At 36.0% G+C, this 23,194-nt stretch carries 19 protein-coding genes; 12 read left to right on the forward strand and 7 right to left on the reverse strand.

Annotated elements, in window-relative coordinates; all coding sequences use genetic code 11:
• Positions 1-40: 40 nt before the first annotated feature.
• Positions 41-2,629 carry a DNA gyrase/topoisomerase IV subunit A gene (locus tag EMTOL_RS12320; RefSeq protein WP_015029622.1) on the reverse strand — a complete coding sequence of 863 codons (2,589 nt, stop codon included), beginning with the start codon at positions 2,627-2,629 and terminating at the stop codon, positions 41-43.
• Positions 2,630-2,837: 208 nt separating this feature from the next.
• Here EMTOL_RS12320 and EMTOL_RS12325 point away from each other — a divergent pair, with 208 nt between their 5' ends.
• From EMTOL_RS12325 to EMTOL_RS12345, 5 genes are all read left to right on the forward strand, one after another.
• Positions 2,838-3,053, forward strand: coding sequence for a hypothetical protein (locus tag EMTOL_RS12325; protein ID WP_015029623.1), 216 nt, complete (start codon positions 2,838-2,840; stop codon positions 3,051-3,053).
• Between the two features lie 420 nt (positions 3,054-3,473).
• Entirely contained in the window at positions 3,474-3,935 is a 462-nt protein-coding gene (locus EMTOL_RS12330; RefSeq protein ID WP_015029624.1) for a Fur family transcriptional regulator, read from the forward strand.
• 142 nt (positions 3,936-4,077) lie between these two features.
• Positions 4,078-6,504 (forward strand): TonB-dependent receptor, encoded by a 2,427-nt coding sequence (locus EMTOL_RS12335; protein WP_015029625.1) that lies wholly within the window; start codon positions 4,078-4,080, stop codon positions 6,502-6,504.
• 91 nt (positions 6,505-6,595) lie between these two features.
• Positions 6,596-9,052: a TonB-dependent receptor gene (locus EMTOL_RS12340; RefSeq protein ID WP_015029626.1), complete on the forward strand. Its 2,457-nt coding sequence runs from the start codon at positions 6,596-6,598 to the stop codon at positions 9,050-9,052.
• A gap of 278 nt (positions 9,053-9,330) precedes the next feature.
• Positions 9,331-10,674, forward strand: a complete 1,344-nt coding sequence (locus EMTOL_RS12345) for a sialidase family protein (RefSeq protein WP_015029627.1) — start codon at positions 9,331-9,333, stop codon at positions 10,672-10,674.
• A 72-nt stretch (positions 10,675-10,746) separates the two neighbouring features.
• Here EMTOL_RS12345 and EMTOL_RS12350 read toward each other — a convergent pair whose 3' ends face one another.
• The 3 genes from EMTOL_RS12350 to EMTOL_RS12360 all read right to left on the reverse strand — a co-directional run bounded on the left by EMTOL_RS12350 (position 10,747) and on the right by EMTOL_RS12360 (position 12,579).
• The gene (locus EMTOL_RS12350) at positions 10,747-11,451 is read right to left on the reverse strand and encodes a superoxide dismutase (RefSeq protein WP_015029628.1); all 705 of its coding nucleotides are present in this window, start codon (positions 11,449-11,451) and stop codon (positions 10,747-10,749) included.
• A gap of 106 nt (positions 11,452-11,557) precedes the next feature.
• On the reverse strand, positions 11,558-12,163 hold the full coding sequence (gene recR / locus EMTOL_RS12355; protein ID WP_015029629.1) for a recombination mediator RecR: 606 nt from the start codon (positions 12,161-12,163) through the stop codon (positions 11,558-11,560).
• Between the two features lie 122 nt (positions 12,164-12,285).
• Positions 12,286-12,579, reverse strand: coding sequence for an ATP-dependent Clp protease adaptor ClpS (locus EMTOL_RS12360; protein ID WP_052315383.1), 294 nt, complete (start codon positions 12,577-12,579; stop codon positions 12,286-12,288).
• 185 nt (positions 12,580-12,764) lie between these two features.
• On the opposite strand from EMTOL_RS12360, the gene EMTOL_RS12365 reads away from it, so the two are divergent.
• Positions 12,765-14,207 (forward strand): sodium:solute symporter, encoded by a 1,443-nt coding sequence (locus EMTOL_RS12365; RefSeq protein ID WP_015029631.1) that lies wholly within the window; start codon positions 12,765-12,767, stop codon positions 14,205-14,207.
• Between the two features lie 49 nt (positions 14,208-14,256).
• Here EMTOL_RS12365 and EMTOL_RS12370 read toward each other — a convergent pair whose 3' ends face one another.
• Positions 14,257-16,140: a M1 family metallopeptidase gene (locus EMTOL_RS12370; RefSeq protein ID WP_015029632.1), complete on the reverse strand. Its 1,884-nt coding sequence runs from the start codon at positions 16,138-16,140 to the stop codon at positions 14,257-14,259.
• Between the two features lie 91 nt (positions 16,141-16,231).
• On the opposite strand from EMTOL_RS12370, the gene EMTOL_RS12375 reads away from it, so the two are divergent.
• Together EMTOL_RS12375 and EMTOL_RS12380 are read left to right on the forward strand one after the other, a co-directional pair.
• The gene (locus tag EMTOL_RS12375; RefSeq protein WP_015029633.1) at positions 16,232-16,855 is read left to right on the forward strand and encodes a polysaccharide deacetylase family protein; all 624 of its coding nucleotides are present in this window, start codon (positions 16,232-16,234) and stop codon (positions 16,853-16,855) included.
• A gap of 4 nt (positions 16,856-16,859) precedes the next feature.
• Positions 16,860-17,846 carry a glycosyltransferase gene (locus EMTOL_RS12380; RefSeq protein ID WP_015029634.1) on the forward strand — a complete coding sequence of 329 codons (987 nt, stop codon included), beginning with the start codon at positions 16,860-16,862 and terminating at the stop codon, positions 17,844-17,846.
• Positions 17,847-18,014: 168 nt separating this feature from the next.
• Here the strand turns inward: EMTOL_RS12380 and corA are convergent, their stop codons facing one another.
• Together corA and EMTOL_RS12390 are read right to left on the reverse strand one after the other, a co-directional pair.
• Entirely contained in the window at positions 18,015-19,187 is a 1,173-nt protein-coding gene (corA, locus tag EMTOL_RS12385) for a magnesium/cobalt transporter CorA (RefSeq protein WP_305953230.1), read from the reverse strand.
• Positions 19,109-20,536, reverse strand: a complete 1,428-nt coding sequence (locus EMTOL_RS12390) for an ATP-dependent DNA helicase (RefSeq protein WP_015029636.1) — start codon at positions 20,534-20,536, stop codon at positions 19,109-19,111. Before EMTOL_RS12390 ends, corA begins: the two co-directional genes overlap by 79 nt.
• Before the next feature lie 159 nt (positions 20,537-20,695).
• On the opposite strand from EMTOL_RS12390, the gene EMTOL_RS12395 reads away from it, so the two are divergent.
• The 4 genes from EMTOL_RS12395 to EMTOL_RS12410 all read left to right on the forward strand — a co-directional run bounded on the left by EMTOL_RS12395 (position 20,696) and on the right by EMTOL_RS12410 (position 23,157).
• The gene (locus EMTOL_RS12395; protein ID WP_015029637.1) at positions 20,696-21,169 is read left to right on the forward strand and encodes an NUDIX domain-containing protein; all 474 of its coding nucleotides are present in this window, start codon (positions 20,696-20,698) and stop codon (positions 21,167-21,169) included.
• Positions 21,170-21,315: 146 nt separating this feature from the next.
• A complete protein-coding gene (locus tag EMTOL_RS12400) occupies positions 21,316-22,194 on the forward strand; it encodes a DUF3822 family protein (RefSeq protein WP_015029638.1) in 879 nt (292 codons plus the stop codon).
• Positions 22,195-22,251: 57 nt separating this feature from the next.
• The gene (gene coaD, locus EMTOL_RS12405) at positions 22,252-22,707 is read left to right on the forward strand and encodes a pantetheine-phosphate adenylyltransferase (RefSeq protein WP_015029639.1); all 456 of its coding nucleotides are present in this window, start codon (positions 22,252-22,254) and stop codon (positions 22,705-22,707) included.
• Between the two features lie 21 nt (positions 22,708-22,728).
• Complete coding sequence (locus tag EMTOL_RS12410; protein WP_015029640.1) at positions 22,729-23,157, forward strand: hypothetical protein; 429 nt, start codon at positions 22,729-22,731, stop codon at positions 23,155-23,157.
• Positions 23,158-23,194 lie beyond the last annotated feature (37 nt).

The following is a 23,194-nucleotide window of genomic DNA, read 5'->3' on the forward strand; positions in this document are numbered from 1 at the left end:
GACTTCCCAAATCTTGAAGATTTAGGAAGCCTAAAAAACATTAGAATAAAGCTAATTGCTTGTCGTTATCTTCTTGATTATCATCATTTTGTGAATCGTCATTATCAGAAGTCTTGTCATCAGTCGAAGTAATAACCTCTTCTACTTTTGGCTCAAGCATTTTCACTTCCACAATATCATACGCATTGATTTTTTGCCCGATTGCTTTCCAACCTCTAATATCGACAAACTCATCAACCAAAATCGTTTGAGTTTCGATTGGTGATTTTTTATCAGATTTGGTTTTAATTTCAAATCGAGGATATTTATCAAGGCTAGCGGCCAATAAACGAGAGTTTTTTGTATCGGAGATAAACAAAAACTTTTTATCCATAGTGGTGGTCTCGATTTTGAAACGCTTAATGTAGAAAATCTTGTTTTCTCCTTCGTAATGTAAGCACGAAACAGGGCTTTCAGCATCATATTTAGACACAATCAAAATTTCTTTTGGTTCATAGCGGTTGGTTAATTCAAAGTTGGTAAATTCATAATGTCCATCTTTGTAAATAACTAAGATTTTATCTTCCGAACCAAAATTTCCTAAATACTGTCCGTGTTCATCACGATTAAGCTTCCCTATTACCGCATCGAACCAAATATCTACGCCACCAAGCGTTGATTTACCGGCTGATTTGAATGCAATTTTACGAATAGGAAATTTCGTAACAACATTTCCCATCGAGCTACGGTTTTTGATAGTTAAAGTCGAGAAATCCCAGTCGAATTGTTTTTTCTTGGCAGTAGAGTTTGCTGTAAGATTAACGGCAACTGTTTCTGCTTCGCCGTTATCATTGGCGGTAAAGTATAAGATTTTCGACTTCGGATTACCCATCGTCACATCATATTCTTTATCACGCGTGATGCCCGTTACAAAGAATCGTTTGGCATAAGAAGTGCCCGATTTAGCATCAATGTAAATAGCATTGTAAATTTTACGTTCATCGTTTTTACGGAAAACCGAACAATAAATAATGTCTTTTCCAACGAATACTTTTTCTTGGATTTTTGTGATAACGTATTTGCCATCACGTTTAAAGGCAATAATATCATCAATATCAGAGCAATCCATTACATATTCGTCTTTCTTTAGTCCGTAGCCAATAAAGCCTCCTTCACGGTCAACATAAAGTTTTTGATTATTGGCCGCTACCACTGTTGCTTGAACTGCTTCGAACTGACGTATTTCTGTTTTGCGTTCTCTGCCTTTGCTATATTTCTTTAATAAATCACGGTAGAAAGAAATCGTAAAACGCACTATATTAGCCAAGTTATCTTCTACTTCGGCCAATTCATCTTGTAGGCGTTTCATGAGTTCATCGGCCTTGAATGAGTCATACTTAGAAATACGTTTGATTTTAATTTCAAGTAATCTGAGTAAGTCTTCTTCAACTATTTCTCGATAAAAATCCTTTTTGTATGGTTCTAAACCACGGTCAACAGTGGCTACTACATCTTCGAAAGTTGTACATTCTTCGATTTGACGATAGATTCTATTTTCAATAAAGATTTTTTCTAGCGAACTATAAAGTAGTTTTTCTTTGAGTTCATGCCGCTTAATTTCCAGTTCTCGCTGAAGCAAATGTTTAGTTTGCTCAGTACATTGCTTTAAAATATCACTTACTGTAATAAAATGAGGTTTGTTGTCAACAATCACACAGGCATTCGGCGAAATTGAACTTTCACACTCTGTAAAAGCGTAAAGAGCATCAATCGTAATATCTGGTGAAGTATTAGGAGCCAAGTGAATAATAATCGAAACATCTTTGGCGGTATTATCTTCAACCTTTTTGATTTTTATTTTGCCAGCATCATTCGCCTTGATAATTGACTCGATAAGAGATGATGTAGTTGTACTAAATGGAATCTCCTGAATCTCGAGGGTTTTCTTATCTATTTCGGCAATTTTCGCACGAACTTTTATTTTTCCTCCACGAGCACCATCATTGTAGTTGGTCACGTCAACCATACCACCCGTCAAGAAATCGGGATATAATTGGAATGGTTCCTTTTTGAGGTAAGAGATAGAAGCTTCGCACAACTCAATGAAGTTATGGGGCATTACTTTAGTAGAAAGGCCAACCGCAATACCTTCTACTCCTTGAGCAAGTAGGAGGGGAAATTTTGCTGGAAGATTTACCGGTTCACGCTTACGGCCATCATAAGACATTTGCCATTCGGTAGTATCTTCGTTGAAAAGAACGTCATTCGCAAATTTCGATAGACGTACCTCAATATAACGCGGAGCCGCCGCACCATCGCCCGTGCGAACATCTCCCCAGTTTCCTTGTGTATCGAGTAGGAGATTCTTCTGTCCCATCGTCACGATTGCGTCTCCAATTGAAGCATCGCCATGTGGGTGATATTGCATACTTGAGCCAATCACGTTGGCTACTTTATTGAAACGTCCATCATCCATTTCTTTAAGGGCATGCAAAATGCGTCGTTGAACGGGTTTTAAACCGTCTTCGATGGCAGGCACGGCACGCTCAAGAATTACATATGAAGCATATTCGAGAAACCAGTTTTCAAACATGTCGTCGATTACTTCTTTTTGCTGTAGGGGGTCGTACTTTGGTGTTTCGTCACTCATAATAGTCTGTTAGCGAAAGCATAATAATATAAGGCAAATGTAGTAAAAAATGGCATAATTCTATGGGTTTCTGAGAGCGTGACTTTGTTATTTAGAAATATTCTAAATAAAGTTTGGGTTTTAATTTTCTCTGTCTATCTTTGTGCTATTATTTAGATTAATTCTAAATAATAGCACTATTGGTTATTACCTTAAACTAGATTCTAACATGAAAATTCTCAATTTTTTAGTTGATTTACAAGAATCTCTTAGTTTACAGAAATTAAAAAACGAGTTAAATAGTGTAGGAATTAAGGCTTTTATGATTGATTATTTGAGTATGCAGATTTCAATTTTAGGTACAGATTCAATACAAGCTGAAACAATTGATTGTACAGTAAGAAAAGCAGATTTCGATTCTAAATCCTTTAGGATAAGTAATTAATAATTTAAATAAACGCTAAAACTGCCGTTTAATTTTCGGTTTTAAAATTGCCAAGACAGCTAGGTCTGCACACTTTTTTTAAATTTTATGCACTACTAACTAGATTTACAAATGTAGTTTTTGAAGAAAGTAGAAATATTATCAGTTAAAATTTATGGGTTTAACCAAAGTTTCTTAAAACCCTTAGAAGAAACAAAGAGTTGTTCTTGTGAAGATTAGTAGTTTCTTAAAATCCTTTTAGGTCTTTAAAATATAAGCCTGAAGGTTAGAGATAAAATATTTAAATGGACGGAAGTTTTCATCAATTAGTTTGTCAGTTTTTGTTGATATAAAGCTTATTGATAGCAGTTTTTATAGCACTTAGAAATGGTGAAATTGCAAAAACTAAGATTAATAACCACATAATAAAAAATACGAGCCATGCTTGAGCAAAATCATTATAAAGAAGCTAAGGCAATTTTAGATGCCAAAATTGAGGAATTAGGGCTCCGTAAGACAGTCGAACGATATAAGATTTTAGAAGAAATTTATAAGCGTAACGACCATTTTGAAGCTGATGAATTGTATTATGTTTTTGTCGAACGTAATTTTTCTGTAAGTAAATCTACTGTTTATAATACACTTGAATTGTTGGTGGAGTTGGGGCTTGTAAAAAAACGCCAGTTTAATGGTTCACATGCAGCTTGCTACGAAAAGGCCTTTGGTAGAAAACAACACAGCCATTTAATTTGTGTAGATTGTAATCGTGTATTTGAATTTTGTGACCCTCGTCTTCAAGCTATTCAAAATACTATTTCTGAGTTCTATGATATGTCTATTATTGACCATTCGCTAATAATCTACGGTCAATGTCAACGAGAGAATTGTAAGAAAAATACCTAATTCTCGTTCGAATACCCATTTGATTTTTTGTATTTCAAATCCTTATTTAAAATTATTCTAAATAAACCCTTGTCGTTTAAAAATTCGTATCTACATTTGTGGTGTTATTTAGAATTAGTCTAAACAAAATTAAGAAATAAATATGAACTCTTGGAATTATACTATTTTAAGTTTGTTGTTTGTCCCAATGCTTTCTTATGGACAAAAAGCGGCTATTAGTGGCAAGGTTGCAGATAATCAAAAGCAGATTGTAATTGGAGCAAGCATCGTATTAAAAGGCACTGTAAGGGGAGTTCAGACCAATAGCAAAGGTGAATACATTATTAAAGGATTAAAAGAGGGAAATTATACTTTAGTTGTATCGAGCGTTGGTTTGCAGTCTGAAGAAGTTGCGGTTGAACTTAAAGAAAATGAATTGAAAATAGTAGATGTTTCTTTAATGGAAGAGACTTATACACTCAAAGATGTACAGGTGGTAGCAAGCCGCGGCGTGAGAGGGAATGAACATTTAGCAGAAGTAGATGGCTATTCCATAAATGCGACTAAGAAAAACGAAGTTATAAAACTTGACAACCTCAATGCCAATTTGGCAATGAACAATAGCCGTCAGATTTTTAGTCGAACACCCGGTATTTCGGTTTGGGAAAATGATGGTTCGGGTATTCAGTTGGGCGTGGCATCTCGTGGTTTAAGTCCGAATCGTTCTTGGGAGTTTAATGTTAGAATGAATGGATATGACATTACACCCGATCCAATGGGTTATCCAGAAGCCTATTACACACCACCAATGGAAGTAGTTGACCGCATCGAAATTGTCCGTGGAGCTTCTTCTTTACAATACGGCCCACAATTTGGGGGATTGATGAATTTCGTACTTCGCAAGCCTGATATTTCTACTCGTATTACGGTAGAATCTCAGAATACAACAGGTAGTAATGGCTTGTTTAGTACATTTAATTATATCGGCGGAACTGAAGGACGTTTAAGTTATACTGCCTATTACCAAAAACGTTTTGGAAACGGTTGGAGAGATAATAGCTACTACAACACTGACCACGCTCACGCCGAATTGAGCTATGCCATTACGAATAAATTCAAAATAGGAGCAGAGGCTACCTACATGACTTACAAAAGCCAACAAGCAGGTGGCTTGACCGATGCTCAGTTTGCCCAAGATGCACGCCAAAGTGTGCGTAGTCGAAATTGGTTTAGTACGCCTTGGTTAGTTCCTTCCCTCTCGGCTGAGTATGTTTTCAGTGAAAAAACAAAATTAAGTTGGAAAGCCTTTGGCGTGATTGCCGAGCGTAGTAGTGTTGGGAATGTAGCGGCTATTACAACTGTAGATAACCTTGCTTCAAATCGTCAGGTAGATACAGACTACTACAATAATTATGGTTCAGAATTACGCTTCATTACAGACTATAAATTTTTTGGATTAAATAATACAGTTGCGAGTGGTTTAAGGTACTACAATGGTAATATCGACCGTAAGCAGTTAGGAAAAGGGTCGGTTGGGGAAGATATGGAATTTAGTATCGAAGGCGAATATCCACGTGATTTAGATTTTAATAATATCAATAAAGCTGCTTATTTTGAGAATATTTTCCGCATTAGTAAGAAGTTTTTAGTAACTGCTGGCGGAAGAATTGAAAATATCAGTTCAACCATGCACGGACGTTTGGGTTTATCAAATGGTGTTGCCAATAATCTAACTCCAACCACTCGAAATCGTAGTTTCTTACTCTTTGGTGGAGGAGCGGAGTACCATCTGACGGAGCAATCGGAGTTTTATAGTAATATCTCACAAGCATATCGCCCTGTATTGATTTCTGACCTTACACCTCCTGCTACAACTGATGTGATTGACGAAAATCTGCAAGATGCCCGTGGTTATAATTTTGACTTTGGATACCGTGGAAAAGTAGCTAACTACTTAAATTTCGATGTTGATTATTTCTATGTAAATTATAATAATCGAATTGGAACAATAACCCAAACGAATGCAGCCAACCAACGTTATCAGTTCCGCACCAATTTAGGACGTTCAGTTAGCCAAGGTTTTGAAGGGTATATTGAGTTTGACCCAGTCACGGCTTTCTTCAAAAAATCCAAAATTGGTTATATTAGTATGTTTGCTTCCATAGCTTATATTGATGCTACTTATCGTGATTTCAAGACGACTTTGGTAGTAAATGGACAAATAGTAGAAGGTAATCTTTCGGGAAAAAGAGTGGAGAATGCTCCTCGAAAAATTAATCGTTTTGGAATTACTTATACAAAGAAAGGCTTTTCAATTACTTGGCAAATGAGCGATATTGGCAAAGCTTATGCCGATGCTACGAATACCGAAGTTGCCAATTCGGCTGCCACAACTGGGGTGATTCCAGCCTATACTGTACAAGACCTTTCGGCAAGCTTTAAATTCTTAAAGCACTACAATGTTAAAGCAGGGGTAAATAACCTAACTGATGAAAGATACTTTACACGCCGTGCGGGTGGATACCCAGGCCCAGGTATTTTACCAGCTGATGGCCGTACATTCTACGTTTCAGCAGGATTTAAGTTTTAATAACCAATATACTAAAAGGAAATTCAAAGAATTTCCTTTTAAAATCGAGTTTGTTTATAATTAGTCTAAATAAAAATTAAACCAAAGAAAAATGAAAAATATAATCTACACCTTATTAATGCTTTGGGCGATTGGAGTTCAAGCTCAAACTCAAACTGGACAAGTCAAAGGAATTGTAAAAAACAGCGAAGGACAAGTTGCCCCTTATGTTTCAATTCAATTGAAGGAGCTAAAAAAAGGTACAACTTCGAGCGAAAAAGGTGAGTTTTCAATTAGCAATATCAAAGGTGGAAATTATACGTTAGTAGCTTCTTTTGTTGGATATAAAACGTTGGAACAAAAAATAAGAATTGAAGAAGGAAAAACACTTAGCCTTTCACTCGAATTATTAGAAAATGCCGAAATGCTAAAAGAAATCGTTATTTCGGGGACTTATATCGCAAATCGTACTGCTACTTTAGGAAAAGCCAATATCCGTCCACTTGATTTGCCACAAAGTACAGCCGTAGTAAGTAGTACAGTTATTGCCGACCAACAAGCCATTAGGCTTGGCGATGTAGTGAAGAATGTCAGCGGGGTTTCACTTACTGAAACGCGTGGGGGCGTTGCCGAAACATTCTCTTCTCGTGGGTATAGTGTTGGCATTGCCGGAGCAGGAGGAAGTATTTTCAAGAACGGTACAATCAGTAATACCATGGGTTTTCCTGATGCCAGTACTTTAGAATCAGTCGAAGTAATGAAAGGAAGCTCGGCTTTACTTTATGGCAATGTTTCAGGTGGTGTGATTATCAATATGGTTACGAAAAAGCCTCGTTTCGATTGGGGTGGGCAGGCCTCAATGCTTGTTGGAAGCTACAATCAGTACAAGCCGACTGTTGATGTTTATGGGCCGATTAGTAAGAAATTGGCTTTCAGAGTTGTAGGTACTTATGAAAATGCTCAAAGCTACCGTGATGTTGTGAAAACAAATAGAGTATATGTTACGCCTTCGTTATTATACAAAATTAGTGACAAAACCGATGTTTTATTACAGGCTGATTATTTGAAAAGTAATATCGTACCAGATGCAGGCGTAGGAACACCTAACAGTAGAATTACGATTACTGAATTGCCCGAAGCTCCGAGAAATCGTTTTATAAATACTTCGTGGGCTTATAATAATACTGACCAAACCGCTGGTTTTTTAACTATCAACCATCGTTTCAATAACAACTGGAAGCTTACCGCTATTGGCTCGGTGCAAGATACACGCGTGAAAGGTTTTGGAGCAGGAGTACCCAATGCCATTGCTGCCAATGGAGACTACACACGAGCATTAAGTGCGGTGAATACTGCTGAAAAAGATTATACTGCTCAAGTAAATTTGAATGGAAGTTTTAAAACTGGAAAAATCAATCATCAATTATTAGTGGGAGCTGATTTCCTAAGAATAGAGAATGTGAGCCATACATTTAAATTCATATCAGCTGCTGGGGTAGTAGGTACTGCCTATGATAAAATTAATATTTTCGACCCTACAAAATATGTTGCTCGTACAGATATTCCGACCATCGCTGATACTGCTCGCACAACAACTCCACAAAACCGCTATGGTGTTTATATACAAGATTTGATAGCAATTAGTCCTAAATTCAAAGTATTAGCTGGGTTGAGGTATTCTTATCAAATAGCGTTTCAATCGACTATCTTGAATCTTGAAAAAAATGTTTCACGACGTGGCACAACTGCCGATAAATCAGACGCCGCATTTTCTCCGAAACTCGCCTTGATTTATCAGCCATTCCAGACAACCTCTATCTATACTTCATACAGCAATAATTTTACTATCAATACAGGCACCGATATTAATGGCGATGCCCTAAAACCATCAATCATCGACCAATACGAAGTTGGGGTAAAAAATGAGTTTTTAGATGGAAAATTATCGGTTAACGCAAGTGTTTATAAAATTATCAATAGCAATTTTGCTCAAACGGCTCTTTTTGATAAAAATGGTAATCCAAACACAAATACTAGTATTAGAGAGTTATCGGGTGAGACAACAAGTGATGGTTTTGAAATTGATTTCAACGGAGTATTATCGAAAAACTTCTATTTCTTGCTTGGTTATGGTCATAACTTCATGCGTTATACCAATACAACGAGTGTGGTTGGTTCGCAAGTTGAGGGAGAGCAGCTAATCAGAAACCCAAGAAATACGGCCAACGGTTCGTTATTCTATACTTTCGATAAAACTAAACTAAAAGGTCTAAAATTGGGTATTGCAGCGTTCTACACAGGTAAGCGTTTTGCAGGGAATAACAATGTGGTGGGCTTAAATGGTGGTTTAAATAATACAACTGCTGCTTTGAGTGCTTATAATGCTTTGATTCCATTAACTGCCTTTACAACTACGGATATTTCGGCGGGATATACTTTTGGTAAAATTTCTGTTCTTGCCAAGGTTTCAAATATTTTCAATACTATGAATTATATCGTTCATGACCGTTATAGCATCAATCCGATTGCTCCACGCCAGTTTGCAACAACATTGAGTTATAAGTTCTAAATATTGAGAATTATTGAATTATAGGATTATTCAAAATTTTAGCTTTACGAATGGTTCGCCGTTGTAATTACGATTTTTATATAATAGAACTCAAGTCGAAGCTATTTCTGTAATCGTGCTTAAACGAATTAAAATAACAATTTTACTAGAAATGTACCGTTAGGTACTAAATATTGGTAACTGTAAAAGATTACAAGGTTATAGGCGTGTCGTAGGTACGCAACAAACTGTATTTTGATTTAAGAAATATTTGCTAAACAAATTAAAACAATTCAAAAATGTTAAAATTATTAGTGCCCATTCACCTATTTTTTGTTGGACTCTTTGGCTTTTCTTTCATTAATATCCAAGAAGATAGTCATGAAATGACTATCTGTAAAACTATTGATGTATCAGTTAATCATAAAGGTGGTAATATTGCAAGTAACTTCGGCGATTCACCTATTGAAATAGACCCTAATAAATCATATACTTTACCAACCTTGGCCAAAAACAATAAAGGAGAAGTGGTTTTATATTGGACTGAAAAAGACCCTCAGAACGAAGCTGCTTTATATTTTGCAACTTCAAAAGATGGAAAAACTTATGCTGAAAAGAAATTGGTTTTTGCTGATGCAGGTTTAGGCAATGGTCGCTTGGCTCGTCCAAAACTCCTTTTCAAGAAAAATGGCGAAATGGTTGCTATTTTTTCTTACCGTGTAGGAGCTACGCCTCCGAGAGAAGCCCGACCAACAACTCAGACACAAGAAGCCACTCATAATAATCATAATGCACCTGCTTCGCAACAAGTACCAGCAGCCAGACCAAAACGTAGTTCGGAAATAAGATTTACGGTTTCTAAAGATGGAGGAAATACTTGGTCAACACCAACTTCGGTTGATACCGATACAACAAAACTTACACGTGGTTTCTTTGATGCGGTGGTATTGCCTAATGATGAAGTAGCGGTAGCTTATTTGAAAGATGTAAAAGGTAGTACAAAGTTTGAAGAGCGTGATTTGCGTTTGGTAATTACAAAAAATGGTGTTTTTCAACCTGAAAGATTAATCGACCCAGTTGTTTGTGATTGTTGTAATATAAGTATGGTTGTGGATGAAGCAGGGGCTTTACACATGGTCTATCGAGATAATAACAATGATATTCGGGATATGGCCCACATTGTTTCGAAGGATAATGGAGCAACATTTTCAGCACCAAAAACTTTATATGCTGATAAATGGGAAATCAAAGGTTGTCCACATTCGGGAGCTACTTCTGCTTCTACGAAAACTGACCAATTTATTACGTGGTTTTCTGGTACACAGAATGGACAATCGGGTGTTCGTTTGACCAATGCTTCAGGTAAATTATTGAAAGTATTAGATTCTTCGGCAAAGAATGCCTCTATTGCGGCGGATGATAAAACGGCTGTTTGGGTTTGGGAACAAATTGCCGAAAACGGCCCAAGTAATATCTTTTACAGTAAAGTAATCAATGGGAAATTACTTGATAGTCAGAAAGTTGCTTCCTCAGACTTTGGACAAAATGCCAGCACTTTAGTAGTGAATGGAAAAGTTTTAGTAGCTTATGAAGTTTTGAAAGCCGATAAAAAAACTGTGTTAGCGGCTAAGTTTGTGGAGTGATGAATATAAATAAGTAAAAAGAGGCTTAATTTCTCACCGAAATAAGCCTCTTTTATTCTATCAATTAGATAATTACTTCATCGCTGCTTCAAAGTTTTCGTTAACTTTTTTCCAGTTAACAACATTCCAGAAAGCGGCTACGTAATCGGCACGTTTGTTTTGATATTTCAAATAATAAGCGTGTTCCCAAACATCAAGAGCTAAAATTGGCGTTCCTTTGTCGGTTGCCACATCCATTAATGGATTATCTTGGTTGGCAGTCGAAACTATTTTCAATTTCTTGTCAGGCGTAACGATTAACCAAGCCCAACCCGAACCAAAACGAGTAGTAGCTGCTTTTCCAAATTCTTCTTTCATTTTATCGAACCCACCAAAAGTTGCTGTAATGGCATCAGCTAATTTACCCGATGGAGCTCCGCCAGCATTTGGCCCCATAATTTGCCAGAAAAATGTATGATTCCAGTGACCTCCACCATTATTTCTTACCGCAACAGGATATTTGCTGATATTGCTCAATAACTGGTCGATTGAAAGTTTTTCCATATCAGTTCCTGCAATGGCTTTGTTGAGGTTATCGACATAAGCTTTGTGGTGACGGTCGTGGTGAATTTCCATCGTCATTTTGTCGATATGTGGTTCAAGAGCATCGTTTGCGTAAGGGAGCGGAGCAAGAGTGTGCATTCCGTCGAAAAAAACAGGTGCAGATGCAAAAACATCGCCTAATTTAAAAGCGAAAGTACTTGCTATAAAGGTTTTGATAAAATCTTTTCTATTCATTGGTTTATTAGACATTAGGTATTAAACAATCAAATCTACTATTTTCTAACAATACATATTAGTGTTTCGTTTACATTAACGAAAATTTAACGTTTTCGAAGAATATCTATTCATAAGATACGCGACTAATAATACTACGCCCAAGGGTAACTTCATCGGCATATTCTAAATCTCCTCCAATCGGGATTCCACGAGCTATAGTACTGATTTTTTTCCCGAAAGGCTTAAGCTTTTTTTGTAAGTAAAATGCCGTTGTATCGCCCTCCATAGTTGGGCTGAGAGCCAAAATAATCTCTTGAATTTCAGCGTTTTGCTCAACTCTTCTAATAAGCGATTCTATGTGAAGGTCGTTAGGGCCAATACCCATCAAAGGTGAAATAATTCCTCCTAAAATATGATATAGACCGCGATACTGAGCTGTATTTTCAATGGCTAATACATCGCGTGTGTCTTCAACTATGCAAATGACTGAGGTATCGCGGCGTGGAGAACTACAAATAAGGCATAGTTCTTCATCAGATATATTATGGCATTGTTTACAGTAAGTGGTCTTGGTTCGCATTGCTGTAAGGGCATCAGCTAAGAGTAATGTCTGTGATTCATCACGTTTCAGTAAGTGAAGTGCCATTCTCAAAGCAGATTTCTTGCCAATTCCAGGTAGCTTTGATATTTCAATTACCGCTTCTTCTATCAGTTTTGAGGGGAAATTCATGAAATTAAGTCCACTGTCAACAGTTGACAGTCAACAGCGTATATTTATTTTATTTTAATCAGTTTAAACTATTCTTCAAGGCATGAAGCATTTTAACGATTTCTTCAATTCTTAACTTTGACCTATTTCAACATTATTTCAGCAGAGATATGGCGGCGACAAATCTCATTTCTCATGGCAGCTAATTCTTCAAAATCACCTGATTTAACACCACATTTTCCTTTGTAATGAATAATTAATGTACATTGTTCGGCTTGCTCAGGAGTATGTTGACAAACATCAATAAGGGTGTCAATCACGTGGTCGAAGGTATTTATATCATCATTGAAAACGACTAATTCCCATAATTTAATATCGGCGAGGTCTTCAACGACCTCTTCAATAACTTCAATTTCTGGACTTGGTAACGTTGTCATCTGTTTAAACTTTTGCACAAATTTGGTTTATTAATAAAAGAAAAAAAGTAATTTGGACTTTTGTGTCTACTCTTTTGGGCATTTTATAATGCTAAGATAATTCATTCTTACGAAAGAGTCGTTTTGTTATCGAAAAAAAAGTTTTGATATTTGAACAAGATTTTAAACCATAAGTACGCATTTGTATGACTTCATCCCTTGCTTTAACTATTTTAGTAATCTATTTCCTTGTTCTAATTGCCATTTCATTTTACACAGCTAAAGGAGCCGATACTAATACTTTTTTTACCGCTAATCGCCAATCGCCATGGTATTTGGTGGCTTTTGGTATGATTGGAACATCAATTTCGGGCGTAACGTTCGTTTCTGTACCTGGAGCAGTTGGAAAAATTCAATTTTCTTATTTTCAAGTAGTTTTGGGCTATGCTTTGGGTTATTGGGTAATTGGCACAATTTTGATGCCGATGTATTACCGTCTAAACTTAATTTCTATTTACGGCTATCTCGAAAAAAGATTTGGTTTTTGGTCTTATAAAACGGGTTCAGCATTTTTTCTATTATCTCGTACAGTTGGTTCGGCTGTGCGTATGTATGTAGCGGTGCAGGTATTGCAATTAGCTATTTTCGATTCGTTGGGTGTGCCATTCGAATTGACCGTTTTGATAGCTATGGGCTTAATCTTTGTTTATACCTTTAAAGGTGGGGTAAAGACAATCATTATTACCGATACACTTCAAACATTTTTCTTATTAACAGCCTTAGTGTTGACTATTTATTTGATAGGTAAACAATTAGATTTAGGATTTTTTGACTTGTTTTCTACTGTAAAAGATAGCCAATATTCTAAAGTATTTGTTTGGGATTGGGCGAATAAACATCATTTCTTGAAGGATTTCTTCTCAGGAGCATTCATAGCTATCGTAATGACTGGTCTTGACCAAGATTTAATGCAGAAAAACCTGACCTGTAAGAGTATTGACGAAGCTCAAAAGAATATGTTTTGGTTTTATGTAGTTTTGGTGTTTGTGAATCTCTTATTCTTGAGTTTGGGCGTATTGCTCTATATGTATTCTGAGAAAATGGGCTTGCCAATTCCTGCTAAAACCGATGATTTGTACCCTTCTTTAGCTTTAGGAAATAAATTTGGAACATTGGCTGCCGTAACATTTTTATTGGGCATTACCGCTGCAACTTATGCCAGTTCGGATTCTGCTCTTACAGCTCTTACAACCTCCTTTTGTGTTGATTTTTTACACATCGAAAAATATGATGAGGCCAAACGCCAACGTCTCAAGCACTATGTCCATTTAGGTTTTACGGCTGTATTTTTTGTTGTAATTATCATTTTTAGAGCACTGAATAGTCAAGAGGTAATATCTGCAGTATTCAATATTGCAGGCTATACTTATGGGCCATTATTAGGACTATTTGCATTTGGATTATATCTCAAACGTCCGCTTAAAGATAAATTTGTACCTTACGTTTGTGTGGCTGCACCGTTTTTGACTTACGCAGTTGAAGAAGTTTCGAAAACAACAATTGATTTTGAATTTGGTTTCTCGAAGTTGATGCTCAATGGATTTATAACTTTTGTAGGGCTTTGGCTTTTGTCGAGAAAAGCTGAATAATATTTAAGTTAGACTTCGCTTCAAGCGAAGTCTAACTTTTTTCTTTCCTTTACCCCAAGAAACTCAGCAGATTCTGCAACCAAAACATTATTTTTAAAGCATATTTCGCAAATGGCCACGCAGATTGGTTAATACTCTTACTATTATTGTTCAGGTTTAAGTCAAATAAAATTTTGTTTTGAGGGTCGATTGTTACCGATTGGATGTCTTTCTTGAAATTAAAAGTTTTTGAAAAATCTTCGCCAGTCCAATTGATTTCTTCTTCTTTTCCATCAATAAATTTTATTAGTATTTCAGTTGGAATTTTCATTTCACCGAGTCTTTCAATGGTAAATTTATTGCCCGAAATTTCCTTCACTGCGTAGTCATGGTCAGGAGCGTTGTAAAGTGTTTGTTCAAAATACCAATCAAAGTCTTTCCCAAACTTATAATTGGTCTTTTTAGGAGCAATTTCATTCACAATATTTACAAAATCCTTCACTGAAGGGTGCTTGAATCTCCATCTGATAAAATAAGATTGCATGACTTCATCCATCACCTCTTTACTAATCAAATTCTCTAAAGTCTGTAGCATGGTAGCGGTTTTCATGTAGGTCATTATCCCATACGTACCTTTGGGGTATCGCCAAGATTCACGAGCAATCTCGGTTACTTTTACATTACTCATGCCCACGTATGAAATTCGAGGCAATTCTGAATCATTGATTTTAAAACCTAATAAATTAGACATCGAACCTTTTCCATAAGTAGCATCCATGATTCTCGTTTCGAAATATTGATTAAAACCTTCATCGAGAAAAGACTCTTCAAATTCATTAGAAGCCAACATTCCTTGAAAATATTGATGCCCAAACTCATGAATTGTTACCACTTCAGGCGAGCGAATTCCTTTAGGTAAACCCCAAATCGTTTCGCCACAAGTAATAAAAGTTGGATATTCCATGCCTGAAGAACCAGCTCCTGCAAGCGGCGGGTCAACCAATGTAAGAACCGTATAAGGGTATTTACCTAAGTGTTTCTCGAAATATTCTAAAGCCGCAATGGCCGACTGGAAAAAACGTTCCGTAGTACCACTATGTTCGGGCTGAACTACTGCCTTGATTTTTACGTGCTTCCACTGCCTTACGCTTACTTCAAATCTTGGTGAGACCGTCCATGCAAAATCATGTACATCTTCTGCTCGGTAGCGGATGGTTTTGGTATTATCGCTGTTTTGCTTTTCATGTTGAAGTATGCCCGTAGCTGCCAAAACAAAGTTCTTTGGAACAGTCATGCTGACATTGTAAACACCGAAATCTGCGTAAAACTCGCTATCTGCATGAAACTGGTGACAATTCCATTGACCACGCTTGGCATATCTCATTCCTGTAGTTTCATAAACACCAATTTTCGGAAACCATTGTCCAATCAAATGATAATCGCCAGCGTAGCCAGTTCGTGCAAAAACTTTGGGTAAACGAGCACTAAAGTCTATATCAAGCGTGATACGCTCATTAGGATGCAAAGGCTTATTGAGCTTTACACTTATTACGGTTTGGTCTTTATCGTTGAGGTCGTCGGGTTGAATAAATTTTATCTGAGAAGTTAAGTTTTCACCTCTACGAATTTTCATTGATTTTACATCAATCCAACCCCAATTCCCTACGTTTTTTTTATCCATCATTTCACCACGAAGCTGCCCGCCCGATTCTTTCATGAATGTTGAGTTTTTATTTTTGAAAGCATTGAGGTATAGATGAAATTGAAGCTCGGAGATAATATCAGTTGAGGTGTTTTTCCAAACAAGCGTTTCTTTGCCTTCAAGTGTGTGCTTGATTGGGTCAAGTTTGACAGAAATATCATAATTAGCAATGCGGCCACTCAAAGGTTGCGTTTGAGCAAAGCTTATGATTGATAATAAGAAAAAGGGTATAGTTTTAAAAAACTTAGGCATGAAATATTGTGGTTATTCTTTTATTGCAATTTAGAAATTAAATATTATTTCTAACCAAAATTTCAGACTTTTGCATAAAAGAGAATGAGCGATGTTTCTGCATAAAACTAATTTTTTGATGAGGGCTTTGTACCCCAATTTTGTTTGGAGAAAACCTTCAACGGATAAAACCATTTTTTTAACTTTTGATGATGGCCCAATACCAGAAGTAACTGAATTTGTGCTCGAAACACTTGAAAAATATCAGGCAAAAGCTACTTTTTTTTGCATTGGCGATAACATCAATAAGCATCCAGAAGTATTCAAAAGAGTTATAAAAGAAGGCCATTCTGTAGGGAATCATACATTTAATCATTTACGAGGATGGGCTACAGAAGATGAGCAATATTTAGAAAATACTGAAAAATGTAAGGCTGAAATTGAAAAGTTTGGTATAAAAACGCAACTATTTAGACCACCTTATGGACGAATTAAACGTAGTCAAGCACGAAGTATATTATCAACCAATGAAATAATTATGTGGGATGTGCTGAGTGGCGATTTCTCGCAAGATTTAACGCCCGAAACAGTTCTCAATAAAACAATCAAATACACGGAGTCGGGTTCGATTGTACTTTTTCATGATAGCATCAAAGCCAATAAACGTATGGCCTATGCTTTACCAAAATTTTTAGAACATTTTTCTGCACAAGGATTTAAGTTTTCAAAGCTTTAATTATATGAATCAACCCTCTATAAGCATTCTGGTTGCGGCTCGAAACGAAGAGAAAAATATACTCGAATTATTACTTTCATTGAGCAAGTTAAGTTATCCGAAAGAGCAAATACAGATTCTTATCGGAAATGATGATTCTACTGATAAAACTGCCCAAATTGTTGAAAGTTTTATTGCTAAAAATAATGGATATAGAGATTTTCAATTAGTAAATATTCAGCATCAGGTTGCAAACCTGAAAGGTAAAGCCAACGTTTTGGCTCAATTAGCTCATTTGGCCATTGGCGAGTATTTTTTCTTTACCGATGCTGATATTGAAGTTCCAGAGTATTGGATTGAAGGCTTTTTATCTGAAATGCAAAACACTGGGGTAGGAGTAGGTTTATCATTGGTAAAACACAGAAATTGGTTTGAAGCAAGCCAAGCCATTGAGTGGCTTTTTGCTTTGAATCTGATGAAAACTTTTTCAGATTTTAAACTACCGACTACTGGAATGGGAAATAATATGGTGGTAAGTGCCGAAGCGTATTGGGCGGTTGGTGGATATGAAAAAATAGGTTTTTCAATTGTTGAAGATTATGCCATTTACAAGGCAATTATTGATAAAGGATTTGGCTTTAAGCAATTGTTTCGGCCAGAAGTATTAGCTATAACTAAACCTCCACAAAATTATTTTGAACAACGGAAACGCTGGGTTACAGGCGGAATTTCTACGGGCTCATTGCTCATTTATCCAGCCATTATTCAAGGTTTGGCTTTGCCTATTTTGCTAATTATTGGTGTATTTTCGTGCAAAACTACCCTGATAATAATGATTCTAAATCTTTTGGTAAACTTCTTTATCGGTCAAAATATCTTTAAAACCTTGCACCAAACTCAATTGCTAAAATACATTCCCGCTTATACTATTTACATGTACGTATTTTGGTTTTTGCAATTGGTTGTTTATTTATTGCCAACTAAACTCGTTTGGAAAGGGCGAGAATACTGATTTCTATAAAGAATCTTTAGGCTGTTTTAGCTCTCGTTGATGCTTGATTGTCAGAAATCCAATGGTGCTAATTAAGTTGAAGATTTTCGGGTAAATTCAAAGGTTTGCCAAATAAATATACAATCCTTCGTTTCATTTGGTGAATAAGATATTATTCCAATTAATCTCTCAAACATAATTTTTCCATTTGAAATAAAACCATAATCCAATCGAAATAATAACCATACTTCCGAGTGTATAAAAATAACCGTTTGGATGGTGAAGTTCGGGAATATTATCGAAGTTCATGCCATAAATACCCGCAATAAAAGTAAGAGGCATAAAAATAGCCGTAAAAACCGTGAGGGTTTTCATGACTGAATTCATTTTATTACTAATACTCGTTAGGTAGATATTTTGAATATTCTCTATCATTTCTCGATAAGATTCGATGGTTTCGAGTATTTGTAAGATATGGTCATAAACATCACGGAGGTAAATGATTGTATGGTCGTGAATTAAATCTGAGTTTTCACGGGTGAGTATGCCAAACATATCACGTAATGGAAGCACTGATTTTCTGATAAAAAGTAATTCTCTGCGAAGTTCGTACAGGCTGGTTTGATCGTTTCGGTGAGGATTTTCAATGATTTTAACCTCTAATTCTTCTAATTTTTCGCTAAACTTTTCTAAAACCACAAAATAATTGTCAACCACTAAATCACAGAGAGAATAAAATAGATAATCAGCTTTTCCTTTGCGAGTTTTTCCTACCGAAGCTTTTAGTCGAGCAAAAATTGGTGAAAACACATCAGATTTATGCATTTCTTGAAATGAAATTACATAGTTTTTACCCAAAACTAATGCAACATGCTCGGTTTCGACTTCATTCAAATTCTCATTGAACTGTAACATTTTCATTACCATAAAAATGTTTTGTTCGCCAAAATGCTCAAGTTTAGGTTTTTGTTCGGTATTTAATACATCTTCAAGTAGAAGCGGATGTAAATGCAAATGTTTACCAATACTTTCAATAACCGAAACTTCATGCACACCATCTACATCAAGCCAACTTACATAATTATCGGTTGGAAATAACTGACAAGCATTCGTAGTTTTTACTTCTTTTATTTGGCAGCTTTCTTCGTTAAATTCAGTAAGTTTTACAACGGTGCTTATAGGTACATCTTTTCCCACATAGGCAAGGGTACCTGGCGAAGTAAAAGCCTTCTTCTGAACATACTTTTTGTATTTCTTGTGATTCTTCGACATAGATTTACTACTTAGCTTTCCAAAAACTGCTTGTTGAAATTCAATAAAAATACTTCCTTTACGCCACGTGTAATGGCTGTGTAAAGCCATCGAATGAAATCTCCATCAATTTCGGCGTCGGGTGGAAGATAACCTTGGTCAACAAATACGGCATCCCACTGCCCACCTTGCGATTTATGACAGGTTAAGGCATAAGCAAACTTTACCTGCAATGCATTAAGATAAGCATCTTTGCGGAGTAAATCTTGTCGCTCTTTCTTCGATTTTACCCAAAAATAATCTTTCATGACATTTTCGTAAAGCATCTTATTTTCCTCGGCCGTAAGTGTTGGAGAGTTTGAATAAAGTGTATCCAAGATTATTTTGCAATCAAATTCTTCTTCATCAGGATAATCAACCAGTTTTAAGGTTACATTCGCGAAGCGTAGGCCATGCATTTCTTCTTCTCTACGAATCTTTACTACTTCTACGAAATCACCATTGGCAATGAAACCTGCTTTTGATTCTTCACCCAAAATCGAATAGTTATTCCTTACAACCATCAGCATATCGCCCGAGTCAAGTTCATTCTCAGAATAATTAATGGCCGTTCGAATGTAGCGGTTATATTGAACCGCCGTTTTATTAGAGCGAGTAATAATGGTTGTATTTTCTCTACCGTATTTATCATAAGCATATCGAATTCCGTCTTCCAAACGTTCGCCCGTCATTCGATAAAAATCCTTGTATTTACTCGTAATTAGTTTAATAATAGGCTCTTCATTACTTAATTGCTTGCGAAGTTCGGTAGCATTGGTCAGAATTCCCGAACCTTCTCCTTGTCGCATTACTTCCGTAAGTACGTGTTCGGTGACCGTAGTATGGTATCTCCCTTCTAAATGTTGAGCACTTAGGGCAGGGCTTACTTGCATACCTACTGGCGGGAGCTGAGCTTCATCACCGATGAGGATAAGCTTATTGGTTTCTTGTTCAAATACAAAATCAAGTAAATCGTGCAATAGGCTATTAGAGCCAAAATCTCGCTCATCAGAGATCATAGAAGCTTCATCGACGATATATACTGTGCCTTCTTGGTTATTTTTCATTCGCTCAAAAACCAAGGCTCCAGTATAGGCATTTTCTACTTGTCGATAGATTTTTTTATGGATAGTTAGAGCCATTCGCTTCGAATAGCTCGACATCACCTTGGCTGCTCGACCAGTTGGTGCCAATAACACAGCTTTATAACCAAACTCTTTTAAAACCTTGATAAGCGTACTTACAAAAGTGGTTTTACCTGTACCTGCATAACCTTTCAAAATAAAAGTATCTCTAAAACGCTCTTCGCCCAGAATAAAATCATCCATTAATTTGAAGAGTTTCGCTTGTCCAAATGTTGGTGTAAAAGGAAACTTTTTAAGGAATCGTTCAGAGGGTTTTACATTTTCGTCTAATGCCATTTTCTAATATTTCATCAAGAATAGAAACACTCTATTCAAGTCTTATTCATCAAATTCTTATGCAAAATAAACCTTTAAATTTTAAAAACATTCAAGAATAGCTAAATCCCTCATGTTTGATTCATTATCTTTGCGGGCTAATTCTAAAATAGAGAAGAAATGACCGAAATAGATGCTAAAAGTACAGCCCAAAAACTATATGGCAATAGAATTAGGGTGCGGGCCTGCGGAATTTGCATCGAAAATGGTCGAGTGCTGATGATTGGACACCGTGCCATTTTGGGTGATACAACATTTTGGGCTCCGCCCGGAGGAGGTGTTGAATTAGGTGAAATGATAGAAGATGCCCTTCGAAGAGAGTTTCTCGAAGAAACTGGGCTTGAAGTAGAGGTAGGGAAAATGGTATTGATGAATGAGTTTGTTAACTTACCATTGCACGGCATAGAATTGTTTTTTTTAGTCAAGAAAATAGGGGGAGAACTGGTTTTAGGACAAGACCCCGAAATGAAATCTGAAGAGCAACTGATTCAAAAAATTGAATGGATGTCGTTAGATGAAATAAAAAGTTTAAATTTGAGCGAAAAACATCAATTTTGGCAAAAATATGGAAGTTTTGACGAGATAATTGTGTAAATTCGTTTGAGCATTTGATTTCAATAGAAGTGGTGGGTTTGGCTATCAAAGTGCTGATTATTAGTTGAGTATCGATTGTATACTGAATCTAAAACCCCAACTTGCTCAAGGATACTTTTGCTAAATACCTAAATTGATATAATTCATTGGAGAATCTTACTTTAAATATAACCCCAAGTTTTGAGATAAAAGACGACCGCTTCGATACCAATCAAATAGCCGATTGTCATTTATTGATTGAGGTGAGCCGTGACCGTTTTCGTTTTACGGTATATAATTCCATTTATGATTTAGTCATGTGGTTGGAAGATTACCATGTTTTTTCATTATTAAACGAAAACCAATTACTCAAAACGCTAAAAAATGTTTATCAAAACCATCAGTTTTTAGCAGCTAATTATTGGAAAACCATTCGTTTATCAGTAAATGCTAATCATTTTACGCTCATTCCTGAAGAGTATTATGAGAGTAATGAAGCCGCCAAGTATCTTAATTTTGCTGCTGGGAGAAACATTTCTGAAAAAGAACAAATTATTGATTTTCGATTTAGCCGATTTGGAGCCGTTTGTATTTTTGGTATCGAAAAAGAAACAATTACCTGGTTCAAGGAAATGTATCCCGCTCGTAAAATTGACCCTATACCAGTAATCGGCACCCTAATTGAGGGAATTGTTGAAGATAAAAATAATCAAGGATTACACATTTATTTCGAAGATTATTACATCACAATAATTTATTTTAAGGATTCAAAATTACATTTTTGTAATCGCTTTCATTTCCGAACTTCCCAAGATATGGTTTATCATGTCTTATTTGTGATGAATGAATTAGGCCTGCAAACAGATACTCCAGTGATTTTTTATGGAGAAATTACTTCGTTTTCGGATAGATATATTCAACTTGGACAATCATTAAGTAATATTAAGTTTGCACTAAATCCTTCAAAAATTCGTTTTAGTCAATATTTCAGTGATTTGCCTGAGCACCGATATTACTCACTTTTTAGTTCGTATTATCTATATTAATCAAACGATTATTGTGAGATTTAGTCAAAAATAACGCTTAACAAAGCTACAAATAACATGAAAAAAGTTGCCCTTTTCCCTGGTTCTTTTGACCCCTTTACCAAAGGGCATGCCGATATCGTGATGCGTGGACTCAAACTTTTTGATGAAGTAATTATTGGAATCGGTACAAACTCGGCAAAAAAACGCTATTTCCCGCTTGAAATGATGACTGATAAAATTCGGGAAACATTTCAAGATACCAACAAAGTGAAAATTATTGCTTATGATGACCTAACGGCTAATGCGGTTGTTACGTATGGGGCGAATTTTTTATTGAGAGGTTTAAGAAATACAACCGACTTTGAATATGAAAATACCATTTCACAAGTCAATAGGCATTTAGTGAATGGTTTAGAAACAGTTTTTCTCATTACTTCGCCTGAGTTAGCTCCGATTAGCTCAACCATTGTTCGTGAATTGCATAAATATGGTGCAAAAGTAAATGAGTTCTTGCCGTATGATTTAGATTAAGTATAATAATGAATTAAAATAATGAAAAAACTCCTTTTTTTAGCTACTTTATTGTTTGTTTTTAGCTGTAAAAAAACAGAGACTCCTACCGAACCTAATAAAGTTTTATCGGGTAACTTTTGGAAACTCGACCGATTTGCTGATACTGAAGGTAAAACCTTAAGCCAAAATCAATTAAATTCTCAAGCTCAAGCTTTGTTTGCTCTTGATTATGAATTTCGTGATGATAACGTAACTCGTGCTAAAGACCGCATTACGAAGCAAATCTTAAATGCTGGTACTTGGTATCTCATTCAAGATAACCAAGTATTAGATATTGATATTTTAGGCTTTAAAGGTCAGTTTAAAATTATTGTGCTTTCAAAAGATAAAATGGTCCTTCAGGCCGAAAACAATAAAATGATAAGTGCAGGGCAGTTTGTAAATATGGAATTTGTGCCTGCATTCTAATACATATATCTATCATTGAATCTTCTGAAATTTTGTG

Origin of the sequence: Emticicia oligotrophica DSM 17448 (genome assembly GCF_000263195.1) — a bacterium.
Taxonomy (GTDB): Bacteria; Bacteroidota; Bacteroidia; order Cytophagales; family Spirosomataceae; genus Emticicia; species Emticicia oligotrophica.

What these genes read in the sequence shown, in the direction of transcription:
- EMTOL_RS12320 (WP_015029622.1), bottom strand. Translation starts at nt 2,629, where the DNA reads ATGAGTGACGAAACACCAAAGTACGACCCCCTACAGCAAAAAGAAGTA.
- EMTOL_RS12325 (WP_015029623.1), top strand. Translation starts at nt 2,838, where the DNA reads ATGAAAATTCTCAATTTTTTAGTTGATTTACAAGAATCTCTTAGTTTA.
- EMTOL_RS12330 (WP_015029624.1), top strand. Translation starts at nt 3,474, where the DNA reads ATGCTTGAGCAAAATCATTATAAAGAAGCTAAGGCAATTTTAGATGCC.
- EMTOL_RS12335 (WP_015029625.1), top strand. Translation starts at nt 4,078, where the DNA reads ATGAACTCTTGGAATTATACTATTTTAAGTTTGTTGTTTGTCCCAATG.
- EMTOL_RS12340 (WP_015029626.1), top strand. Translation starts at nt 6,596, where the DNA reads ATGAAAAATATAATCTACACCTTATTAATGCTTTGGGCGATTGGAGTT.
- EMTOL_RS12345 (WP_015029627.1), top strand. Translation starts at nt 9,331, where the DNA reads ATGTTAAAATTATTAGTGCCCATTCACCTATTTTTTGTTGGACTCTTT.
- EMTOL_RS12350 (WP_015029628.1), bottom strand. Translation starts at nt 11,451, where the DNA reads ATGAATAGAAAAGATTTTATCAAAACCTTTATAGCAAGTACTTTCGCT.
- recR (WP_015029629.1), bottom strand. Translation starts at nt 12,163, where the DNA reads ATGAATTTCCCCTCAAAACTGATAGAAGAAGCGGTAATTGAAATATCA.
- EMTOL_RS12360 (WP_052315383.1), bottom strand. Translation starts at nt 12,579, where the DNA reads ATGACAACGTTACCAAGTCCAGAAATTGAAGTTATTGAAGAGGTCGTT.
- EMTOL_RS12365 (WP_015029631.1), top strand. Translation starts at nt 12,765, where the DNA reads ATGACTTCATCCCTTGCTTTAACTATTTTAGTAATCTATTTCCTTGTT.
- EMTOL_RS12370 (WP_015029632.1), bottom strand. Translation starts at nt 16,140, where the DNA reads ATGCCTAAGTTTTTTAAAACTATACCCTTTTTCTTATTATCAATCATA.
- EMTOL_RS12375 (WP_015029633.1), top strand. Translation starts at nt 16,232, where the DNA reads ATGTTTCTGCATAAAACTAATTTTTTGATGAGGGCTTTGTACCCCAAT.
- EMTOL_RS12380 (WP_015029634.1), top strand. Translation starts at nt 16,860, where the DNA reads ATGAATCAACCCTCTATAAGCATTCTGGTTGCGGCTCGAAACGAAGAG.
- corA (WP_305953230.1), bottom strand. Translation starts at nt 19,187, where the DNA reads ATGGCTTTACACAGCCATTACACGTGGCGTAAAGGAAGTATTTTTATT.
- EMTOL_RS12390 (WP_015029636.1), bottom strand. Translation starts at nt 20,536, where the DNA reads ATGGCATTAGACGAAAATGTAAAACCCTCTGAACGATTCCTTAAAAAG.
- EMTOL_RS12395 (WP_015029637.1), top strand. Translation starts at nt 20,696, where the DNA reads ATGACCGAAATAGATGCTAAAAGTACAGCCCAAAAACTATATGGCAAT.
- coaD (WP_015029639.1), top strand. Translation starts at nt 22,252, where the DNA reads ATGAAAAAAGTTGCCCTTTTCCCTGGTTCTTTTGACCCCTTTACCAAA.
- EMTOL_RS12410 (WP_015029640.1), top strand. Translation starts at nt 22,729, where the DNA reads ATGAAAAAACTCCTTTTTTTAGCTACTTTATTGTTTGTTTTTAGCTGT.